The organism is Bilophila sp. 4_1_30 (assembly GCF_000224655.1).
Classification (GTDB): Bacteria; Desulfobacterota; Desulfovibrionia; order Desulfovibrionales; family Desulfovibrionaceae; genus Bilophila; species Bilophila wadsworthia.
In genome coordinates this window covers 43,310-52,943 of the sequence record NZ_JH114236.1, presented here as the reverse complement: position 1 = coordinate 52,943, position 9,634 = coordinate 43,310, and the positions used below count along the sequence as shown (strand labels likewise).

General features: G+C 58.3%; 7 protein-coding genes. 5 read left to right on the top strand and 2 right to left on the bottom strand.

The window, feature by feature from the left end; translation table 11 throughout:
- Positions 1-741: 741 nt before the first annotated feature.
- Both HMPREF0178_RS18700 and HMPREF0178_RS18695 read right to left on the bottom strand, forming a co-directional pair.
- Positions 742-1,440: a nicotinate-nicotinamide nucleotide adenylyltransferase gene (locus HMPREF0178_RS18700; RefSeq protein WP_005025872.1), complete on the bottom strand. Its 699-nt coding sequence runs from the start codon at positions 1,438-1,440 to the stop codon at positions 742-744.
- A 2-nt stretch (positions 1,441-1,442) separates the two neighbouring features.
- Positions 1,443-2,711: a glutamate-5-semialdehyde dehydrogenase gene (locus tag HMPREF0178_RS18695; RefSeq protein WP_009369131.1), complete on the bottom strand. Its 1,269-nt coding sequence runs from the start codon at positions 2,709-2,711 to the stop codon at positions 1,443-1,445.
- Positions 2,712-2,940: 229 nt separating this feature from the next.
- On the opposite strand from HMPREF0178_RS18695, the gene HMPREF0178_RS18690 reads away from it, so the two are divergent.
- The 5 genes from HMPREF0178_RS18690 (at position 2,941) to HMPREF0178_RS18670 (ending at position 9,297) form a co-directional block, all read left to right on the top strand.
- Positions 2,941-3,627 carry a tetratricopeptide repeat protein gene (locus HMPREF0178_RS18690; protein WP_009369130.1) on the top strand — a complete coding sequence of 229 codons (687 nt, stop codon included), beginning with the start codon at positions 2,941-2,943 and terminating at the stop codon, positions 3,625-3,627.
- Between the two features lie 174 nt (positions 3,628-3,801).
- Positions 3,802-5,655, top strand: coding sequence for an indolepyruvate ferredoxin oxidoreductase subunit alpha (iorA, locus tag HMPREF0178_RS18685; RefSeq protein WP_009369129.1), 1,854 nt, complete (start codon positions 3,802-3,804; stop codon positions 5,653-5,655).
- A gap of 2 nt (positions 5,656-5,657) precedes the next feature.
- On the top strand, positions 5,658-6,263 hold the full coding sequence (locus HMPREF0178_RS18680) for an indolepyruvate oxidoreductase subunit beta (RefSeq protein WP_009369128.1): 606 nt from the start codon (positions 5,658-5,660) through the stop codon (positions 6,261-6,263).
- A 228-nt stretch (positions 6,264-6,491) separates the two neighbouring features.
- Entirely contained in the window at positions 6,492-8,081 is a 1,590-nt protein-coding gene (locus HMPREF0178_RS18675) for a sigma 54-interacting transcriptional regulator (protein WP_369737737.1), read from the top strand.
- 811 nt (positions 8,082-8,892) lie between these two features.
- The gene (locus HMPREF0178_RS18670; protein WP_005025888.1) at positions 8,893-9,297 is read left to right on the top strand and encodes a MucR family transcriptional regulator; all 405 of its coding nucleotides are present in this window, start codon (positions 8,893-8,895) and stop codon (positions 9,295-9,297) included.
- Positions 9,298-9,634 lie beyond the last annotated feature (337 nt).

Here is a 9,634-nt window from a genome sequence, read left to right as displayed (position 1 = left end):
AGAGAGAGAGAGAGAGACCGCGCGCCAGCGAAGATGGGCATTCTTACACCCTTAGGGAAAAAAATGTGCTGACGGGATGGCTGCATTCAGTATCCATAGGAATTGTTGAAGCGTTACAAAGGTGCGCTTGTTCAAAAAAGAATATGCAAAGGGTATACCTGAGAATTATCATGTTATATTTCTATAGATTGAAAAAGAATAGCGCATAAGGATGATGAAATGAAGGTTGTTTTGATGCATAAATAAATTATATATTTATATTATGCTATGTATATTACATGGTTATAAGACGAGTCGTTTATGCATTGTAATTTGATTATGCATCATTATATAGTTTGCTTTTTTGAACGGAAGAAGTTGTGCTCTCCTTATATGATAATGATAATCTATCTATTAAGAAATAGCTGTTTATATGATTACACCTCATGTGATAGTTTTTTAATAATCATAACAAATTACGTATGGTTTACGGCCTTAACACAGATAAGGTGGAATGATGTGTGAAATATAACGTAACTGAGTATGTTTTATTCGATATAAAACGTGAAAGAAAAGTCTGATGCGGCTAGTATGTGATTTTGATCACATATGTATATAGGAAGTGTATACAGCCTGTCCGCTAATAAGCCTGTCCGCTTATATCGTATTGCCGCCATGTGGGATTCAGTAGAGAAAGGTTCAAAAAAGACAATATTCCGCTGGTGCATAAAAGCCTTCCCCATCACAGGGAAGGCTTTTATGTCAGCGCCAGCAGAGGCGGACGTCTTCTTTGTAGGTATCCAGAATGTCGATGACCGGATCGGGGGTCAGGTAGCGGATGCTTTCGCCAAGAAGCCATTTGGCGCGGAGCAACGAGGCGCTGATGTCCAGATGCGGCAGCGGAAGGTAGAGGCAGGATGTTTCGTCCGTGATCGCCGCCGAGAGGAGGTTGTTTTCGTCGGGCTCGGTGATGACGGCCTTGGGCCAGTGACGGCCTATCGTTGCCCGGAACGTCTCCTCATCCGCCTGGCAGCGGGGCACTACGACAAAGTTGGTGATGTTGGGAAGCTCCAACCCTCTGTGCCATGTGTCCAGGTGCATGAAATCCTCACCCCCGAGGATGAACATGGGGCTTTCAGAGGTATGCCTCTTTCGCCATTCCGTGATCAGGTTCCATGTGTAGGAAGGGTGCGGAAGTTCGCCCTCAAGGGTGCTGACCTGAAGCCGGGCATCGGAAGGGGCGGCGTTTGGGGGCGTTTCCAGAGCGCCCTGCAAGAGCGAGACACGCATCTCGAACGAAAGCAGACCGGAATCGGCCTTGTGGGGCGGGACGGCGCAAGGCATGAGATCCACATGCTTGAGCCGCAAGGCTTCTGCCACAGCGGTAGCCAGCCGGAGATGGCCGATATGCACGGGATTGAATGTCCCGCCGAGGATGCCGATGGTTTGAGCCGGAGTCATGTTTATTCCCTGATCTGACCCGTCCCGAGGGCCACAAATTTGGTCGTCGTCAACTCGCGTACGCCCATGGCACCGTAGGAATGCAGCTTGGAGGTGCAGATCCCGATTTCAGCGCCAAGGCCGAGCTGCCCGCCGTCGTTGAAACGGGTGGACGCGTTGACGGCGGTGAGGGAGGCGTCGGCCTCGCGCAGGAAGCGCGTGGCGTTGGCGTGGTTGTTGGTGCAAATGACTTCAGTGTGGTTCGAGCCGTAACTGGCGATGTGATCCAGCGCGTCATCCAGCGAATCCACGATGCGGACCGCAAGGATCAGGTCATGGAACTCCTGCCCGAAGTCGCCGGGCTGCGCGGGAACGGCCTTCGATCCGGACAGCAGGGGCAGGGCGCGGGCGTCGGCCCGGAACTCCACGCCGTCGGCACCGAGTTTTCCGGCGAGCATCGGCAGGAACGCGGCGGCTTCTTTCTCATGCACCAGCAGGCACTCAAGCGCGTTGCAGACGCCGGGGCGCTGGACTTTGCCGTTGTGGGCGAGGCGCAGGGCCATGTCGAGATCCGCCCCTTCATCTATATAAAGGTGGCACACGCCCATGTAGTGCTTGAGCACGGGCATGGTGGCGGCTTCGCACACGGCGCGCACCAGCGATTCCCCGCCCCGGGGGATCATGACGTCCACATATTTGTCAAGTTTGCAGAGCGCGGCGACGGCGGCGCGATCCGTGGTTTCCACGACCTGCGCCGCATCCTCGGGCAACCCGGCGCTGCGCAGCGCTTCGTGGAGGAGCCCGGCCAGCGCGAGGTTGGAATGGATGGCCTCCGAGCCTCCGCGCAGGATCACGGCGTCTCCGGCCTTCAGGCAAAGGATGGCGGCGTCGATGGTGACGTTGGGGCGCGACTCGAAAATCATGGCGATGACCCCGAGCGGGATGCGCATCTTGCCGATCATGAGCCCGTTGGGGCGCTGCCACTGTTGCTCGATGACGCCGACTTCATCAGCCATCTCGGCGACATGCAGACAGGCATCGGCCATATCCGCCATGATGCGCGGCGTGAGGGTGAGCCGGTCGAGGCGCGGCGCGTCCATGTTTGCGGCCTTGGCGGCGTCCACGTCGAGGGCGTTGGCCTTGAGAATGTCAGGCTGGCGTTCGATGAGCAGTGCGGCGAGCGCGCGCAGGGCCTGCGTTTTGGCTGCGGGCGCGGCAGCCGAGAGCACGCGGGCGGCCTTCTTGGCGCGCTGCCCCATCTGTTCCATCTGAAGTTCGATCGAAACTGTCATGGCGTTTCCTTTTTCGTGGCGCGGGAGGTTGAGGCGTTCTCTGTAGCAGGTATGTATAAGGTTCCACGCGGCTTCCCGCAACCCCGGGCCGGGACATTTCTTTTGACATTCCTGTCGATCCAACCTATCTTTTGCTGTCTTTGGTCTTGCTCCGGCAAGCCCGTTTCTGCGTGCATCGGACCTCGTCCGACATAAAAAGAGTGTGGAAGAGTCAAGGAGTACAGACATCATGGCAGATCCTCTCCGTCCGTCCGGGCCTCAGATCCCCGGCAGTCTGATGGGCGAAATCCAGTCCGAAGTGGCCGTCGAAGCCACGCCGCTGTTGAGCTTCGTGCTCCGGAACAGCCGCATCATCGTGACCTGCATCGTTTTACTGGTGCTCGTCATCGCCGGTGTCGGCGGCTGGCAGTGGTATCAGACCCGTGTGGAACGCGAAGCCCATCTTGAGCTTGGCCGCATCCTTGTCAGCACGCAGGGCCCGGATCGTATCGCTGCGCTGGAAACATTCCTGCCCGCTGCTCCCAGCGCCATGAAGTCCGGCGTCCAGCTTGAAATCGCCACCACCGCCCTTGGCCTCGAACAGTACGGGAAGGCCGCCGCCGCGTATGCCGCCGTCGCCGCCGCCGATCCCAAAGGCTCCATCGGTATGATGGCCGCCATCAATCAGGCCGACCTCCTCCAGCGCCAGGGCAAATACGCCGAAGCGCTCGCCGTTTTCGACTCTCTGGAAAAGAGTGCCCCCGAAAGCCTGCGCCCCGCCATTCTGGAAGGGCAGGCCATGTCCGCCGAACTCGCGGGCAAGCTCGACCGCGCACTCGCCGCCTACGAAAGCATCGCCACCTCTTTGGGGGATGCCGCGAACAACGGCTATTTCCAGGCCAAAATCGCCGAACTGAAGGCGCGCATGGCCTCCTAACGCCTATCAAGGGGAACGGCCTCCGTCGTAAACCCTGTCGGTTCCCGGTTCGCCGGGAAGAAAACGGGCTGTTGCCGCAAGGCCTCAGCCCGTTTGCGCAGGGGTCGTTTCTTTCGGAAAACCGTGCGGTTCGGATCCGTTCCCGCCGCGCTTCAAACACGAGGGAAGGTTTTCATGAGTCATCCGTTACTGGCTGCTGAAGCGGGCGTGCGACACCTGCTTCTTGGCAACGAGGCCATCGTCCGGGGGGCGTTGGAAGCAGGGATCAATGTGGTAACCTGCTATCCGGGCACCCCTTCATCCGAGATCCCGGACACGTTCCACTATCTCGCTTCGTGCGGCAGATACCGCATGGAGTATTCCGTCAACGAGAAAGTGGCTGTGGAAGTGGGCGCTGGTGCGGCTCTTGCCGGGGCTATGAGCATGACCACGATGAAACACGTGGGCGTCAACGTGGCCGCCGATCCGCTGTTCACCGCAGCGTATGTGGGGCTTCCCGGCGGTTTCGTGCTGGTGAGCGCCGACGATCCGTTGTGCCATTCCAGCCAGGATGAACAGGACAACCGTACGTACGCACGGTTTATGGGGATGCCCTGCTTCGAGCCCGCCACGGCGCAGGAAGCCAAGGACATGACCCGCGAAGCCTTGTTGCTGGCCCGTGAACTCCAGCAGCCGGTCATGCTGCGCACGACCACCCGCGTCAACCACCTGCGCGGCCCGGTCACTTTCGGGGCGCTCGGCGAACCGGCCCCCATCGTGCCCTTTGAGCGCAACCCCATGCGTTTCGTGCCCGTGCCCGCCGTGGCGCAGGGCCGCCATAAGGTTCTCGTCGAACACCTTGAGAACGCCCGCGCCAAGGCCGAAGCCTCCCCGTGGAACAAGGTTTCCGGGGAAGGGCGCATCGGCGTCATCGCCAGCGGGATCAGCCGTGCCTACCTTGCCGACGCGCTCGCCGAGAACGGCTGGGAAAAGGACGTCAAGGTGCTTGAGCTCGGGTTCACGTGGCCCTTGCCGGAAAACCTGCTGGCGGACTTTATGTCCAGCTGCGATACGGTGCTGGTGCTTGAAGAACTCCAGCCGCTGGTTGAGCAGGATCTCCGCGCGCTCGCTCAGGAACGCAAGATCGACGTTTCCATCGTGGGCAAGGGCCCGGACCTGACGATTTTCGGCGAATACTCCACGGGTGCCGTGGCCCGCGCGCTGGCCGCCGTGCTCGGAAAGGAACCCGCGTCCGTCAGCGCCGCCGCCATCGACGTCTCTCGCCTGCCCGGACGTCCTCCGAATCTCTGCGCCGGCTGCTCGCACCGCGCCATGTACTATGCCGTCCGCAAGGTTTTCGGTGACGAAGCCGTCTATTCCAGCGACATCGGCTGTTATACTCTCGGCATGGTCCCTCCCTTGCGCGCCGCTGACTTCCTGTTCTGCATGGGATCTTCCGTATCCGCCGGCAGCGGGTTCGCCATGGTTTCCGATCGTCCTGTGGTCGGGTTCATCGGCGACTCCACGTTTTTCCACTCCGGCATGACCGGCCTTGCCAACGCCGTGTTCAACAAGCACGACGTGCTGCTGGTGATCCTCGACAATGGCACGACCGCCATGACCGGCCATCAGCCCAATCCCGGCGTGTGCACCTCCGTTCTCGGCGAGGGCTGCAACCATCTGGACATCGAGAGCGTGGTCCGCGGCATCGGCGTTACGGACGTCGCCAAGGTCAAGCCCTTCAACATGCGCGGCACGCTGAAGACGATTGAGGAAATGAAGGCCCGTTCCGGGGTCCGCGTCATCATTGCGGAAGAGCCCTGTATGCTGTTCGCCCGCCGCACGCTGAAGCAGAACCGCCCGCAGGTGGCCGAAGTCGCCACGCAGGGCGAGGAAGCCTTGAAGTGTCTGGCCGAGCTGGCTTGCCCCGCGTTCCGTCGCGGCGGCACCGCCGAAGCTCCGGTCGTCAGCGTGGATGAATCGCAGTGTTCCGGCTGCATGGTGTGTCTCCAGGTAACGCCCGCTATCCGGGCCCGCAAGCGGAGCTGAAAATGAGCAATCGTATTCGTATTTATATGACGGGTGTGGGTGGCCAGGGAACGCTTACCGCCACCACGCTGCTGGCCCGCGTGGCCGTAGCGCAGGGCGTCGAGGTGGTCGCCGGCGAAATCCACGGTATGGCGCAGCGCGGCGGCGTTGTGGAATCCACCATTTTGCTCGGCGGCTGGAAAAGCCCCAAGCTCGGATTCGGCGAAGCCGACATCGTGCTTGGTTTCGAACCGTTGGAAACGTTGCGCGGCCTGTGCTACCTGAAGCAGGGCGGCGTGGTGTTTTCCAGCACGGACGTCATCCCGCCGTTGTCCGTCTCCGCCGGGCGCGAAGTCGCTCCGGGGCTGGACGCCGTGGAACAGGCCGTGCGTGATCGCGCTTCCTCCGCGTGGTTCCTCCCCTGCCGCAGCATGGGCATCGAACTCGGTTCCGCCCAGTGCGGCAACAACATCCTGCTCGGCGCGCTGTGCGCTTCCGGCCTCCTGCCCTTCGGGTTCGAAGCGCTGGAGGAAGGCATTCGTACGTTCATGCCCGCCAAGCTGGTTGACGTAAACCTCAAGGCCGCCGAGTGCGGGCGCGAAATCCTCGCCTCGTCGCGGTTGTTTTAGCCGTTTGTTGAAAGGGGCCGGAGGCGTGCTTCCGGTACAAGGGGGCCCGCGCCCCCTTGCCCCTTTCCGAGGCATGAGCCATAAGCGCGAACGCGCCTCGGATCCTCCGGATGCCTTTTTTATGGATGAGGAGGGCCGACTGTTCCGTTTTTCTCTTCGCATTGATGCACCCTATAGCGCACAAGGGACTTGAAACGAGCCTCTCGGCCTGTCCCTTTTTTGATTCGTATGTCTGAACAGTCGTCTGCCGGTTTGATGAATCCCGTCCCGTACATGGAAACCCTGCAACGCATCGCCGCAGGAATGGGGCCGCAGCGTGGGTTCCAGTCTTCGCTTAACTCCTTGCTTTCGCTTCTTACCGAGCGGCATGGGTTTCTGCGCCCGCATCTGGTCATTTTCGATCCGGAAACGCGGACGTTGCGCCTGTGCGTGGCCGATGGCGCGCCCCGCAGCGCTCAGGTGGTGTATGAGCCCGGCATGGGCGTTACCGGCCAGGTTTTCGTCACGGGTAAGCCGGTCATCGTCGAATGCCTCAAGGGGCATCCCGTTTTCCTCAGCAAATTTTTTGTGCGCACCGATGACGAACTGTCTTCACTGGCTTTCCTCAGCGTCCCGGTGCTCGCTCCGCAGATGAGTTGGGAGCCGGGCCGAGAACAGGCGCGCAAGGTCATTGGCGTGTTGAGTGTCGATACGCCGAGAGCCTCACGTGAGGAACTGGAGCGGCAGCGCTGTTTCCTTGAGGTCGTTGCGGGGATGATTGCGGCGCAGGCCACGTATTTGCAAGACGACATGGCCCGGCAGCAGCGCCTTGCCGAGCGCCGGGGGGACAGGCCGCATGTGGCCGGGGATTTGGACGGCGGCATACTTGCCGTGTCCGAGAGCATGTGCGAGGCGCTGAAGCAGGCCAGCTATGCCGGGCACGGGCGCGGTCCGGTCCTGCTCCGGGGCGAACCGGGTACGGGAAAGGCCCGGGTGGCGGCATTCATCCATACGGCAAGCGTGCGCAACGAACTGCCGCTGGTACGTTTTTATGCGTCGCGCCTCCAATCGTCGGGTGCGGACAGGCTGACCGAGGAACAGGCCGAACGCGAATTGTTCGGCTACCGCAAAGGCGCGTTTCCGGGTGCCGTTCAGACCCGCAAGGGTCTGTTCGAGCTTGCCAATTGCAGTACGCTGTTCATTGAGGACATCGACAAGCTTTCTCTGTCCATTCAAACGCAGATCCTGCATGTCTTGCAGGAGCAGTCCGTGGTCCGCATGGGGGGAGGGCAGCCCGTAGGCGTGGACGTGCGTTTCATTTGCTCATCGTCTGCGGATTTGGAAAACCTGGTCGCCCAAGGTGCCTTTCTCGAAGATTTGTACAATCGTATCACAGCGTTTCCCATTACCCTGCCTCCGTTGCGCGAACGTCCTGAAGACATCCTTCCGTTGGCGGATATGTTCCTCAAGGCGTCCGCCGAGGCCCTGGGGCGTACAGTGGAGCGCATTTCGACACCGGCACAGGAACTTCTTTTGCAATACCCGTGGCCGGGCAATGCCGGCGAGCTGGCCCAGTGCATGAAGCTCGCCGTACAAGGCTGCGACGATCTCGTCCTGCGCGCCGCTCACTTGCCCCAATCCCTCCAGACGTCTGGGGACAGCCGGGCGGCGTTGCCGTTCAACGACGCGGTGGCGCGCTTTGAACAGGAACTGCTCATTGACGCCCTGCAACATGCGCATGGCAATATGCTGCAGGCCGCCCGCGATTTGCAGGTAAGCTACCGGATTGTCAATTATAAGGTTAAGAAGTACAACATTGATCCGCGCTCTTTTGCCTGAGCGAGGCAGGGGAATAATGTAGAGCGGATACGCTTTAAAAGGATAGGGAAAGATTCGGGAAGGGGAAACGTTTCTTCAGAAAAATACCCTTTCCCAAGCCTGTCGGAGCGTGGATCTCCCGCTCTTTCCAAGGGCTTTATGTAGTGAAAAGGCTCTCTGAGCCCCGCCGCAGATTTTCCTTTAAGATGCCTCCTGTACGTTGTCCCCGGTTTGAGGGCTGTGTGGAATTCCGTTTATGGGCTTGCCAGCCGCATCTTCTTACTGTGCCGACGTTATGTTCTTGAGAAAAATGCAAGGCATCATTTACTGTCCCCTATCGGATAGGCTATCCAAGGAAACGAAAGGATCTGTTTTTCCTCGTACAAGCTGTGATTCCATCCTGTGCGGGATGGAACGGGCAAGCATCTTTTCTTCACCGTACTTCTTGATGCGGCTGCATGGAATAGCTGCCTTTTAGACGGCATTCATGGAAAGTATATAATAAAAAGGTACGAAAAGCAGTTGCATTGCATAGGCCCCTCGTGCAATACTGAACAATATCTTTTTAGATATGGCTTGTTGTGCAGAGATCCTGGGTACGGAATAGAGGGAAGCGAGATGCATTGGCATCAAGGACAGTGGACCGGCTGGTAGGGGTGCTTTGCCGGGGGAACGGTTTCGTTCCTTGCTGTTTCCGCCCCCATATCACCTCAGGGGTGAGGGGATAACGGGGGAAAAGGCGTACGGGATTCTGGGGGGAGTGAGTGCAGGAGAGGTTCCTGGATTCATGGCACAACCTTTTCAGTAACTTTGTTCCGAGGAGGCATCCCTGATGGATGATCATTTGAAAGAAGCACTGGATATTGTCAAAGCACAGGCCAGCGTCCGAATCATGTCGGAAGACGAAATCATTTCCATGGTGCGTCGTCTTTCGTCCGATATCAAGAACGTTGCCGAGGGTGAAGGCTGCGTTGAGGAGCTTGCCAGCTCCGATGTGCAGAGCGATCCCCGCAAATCCATCAAAGAAAAGTCGATTACCTGCATGGAATGCGGGAAGACATTCAAAATTTTGACGCGTAAGCATCTCGCCAGCCATAATCTTGACGCTGCCGAATACCGCGAAAAGTGGGGCCTCAAGAAGGATACCCCGCTGGTCTGTAAAGGCCTTCAGCGCGAGCGCCGCAAGAAGATGAAGGATATGAAGCTCTGGGAAAAGCGCCGTAAGGTTGAAGAATAAGAATGAGTTCGGTGGAGAGGGGGAGGAGTCTTTTTTGAAGAACGGAGATACCCGAACGGGTTTCCTTCCCCCTCCTCTCTATCTATCGGATTTTTTAGCCCCAATATTTGAGGGAAAGAAAAAGGCGACTGTTGAACAGTCGCCTTTTTCTTGGATAATTCGTACAGTCTTTTTGAAGTGGCTTAAAGAGACATTGCTGACAGGATCCGCAAGAACATCTTTGCGATCCTTCCATCTTTATATGTGTTTTTCAACATTCTCTTGCAATATGTCGCCAGATAGAAACGACAGTCCCATATTACACAGGAAAAAAGTGAAGAGGGATTCAATAAAGGGG

Coding starts and splice junctions, on each gene's coding strand:
- HMPREF0178_RS18675 (WP_369737737.1), top strand. CDS start 6,492: ATGTCTGAACAGTCGTCTGCCGGTTTGATGAATCCCGTCCCGTACATG.
- HMPREF0178_RS18680 (WP_009369128.1), top strand. CDS start 5,658: ATGAGCAATCGTATTCGTATTTATATGACGGGTGTGGGTGGCCAGGGA.
- HMPREF0178_RS18695 (WP_009369131.1), bottom strand. CDS start 2,711: ATGACAGTTTCGATCGAACTTCAGATGGAACAGATGGGGCAGCGCGCC.
- HMPREF0178_RS18700 (WP_005025872.1), bottom strand. CDS start 1,440: ATGACTCCGGCTCAAACCATCGGCATCCTCGGCGGGACATTCAATCCC.
- HMPREF0178_RS18670 (WP_005025888.1), top strand. CDS start 8,893: ATGGATGATCATTTGAAAGAAGCACTGGATATTGTCAAAGCACAGGCC.
- iorA (WP_009369129.1), top strand. CDS start 3,802: ATGAGTCATCCGTTACTGGCTGCTGAAGCGGGCGTGCGACACCTGCTT.
- HMPREF0178_RS18690 (WP_009369130.1), top strand. CDS start 2,941: ATGGCAGATCCTCTCCGTCCGTCCGGGCCTCAGATCCCCGGCAGTCTG.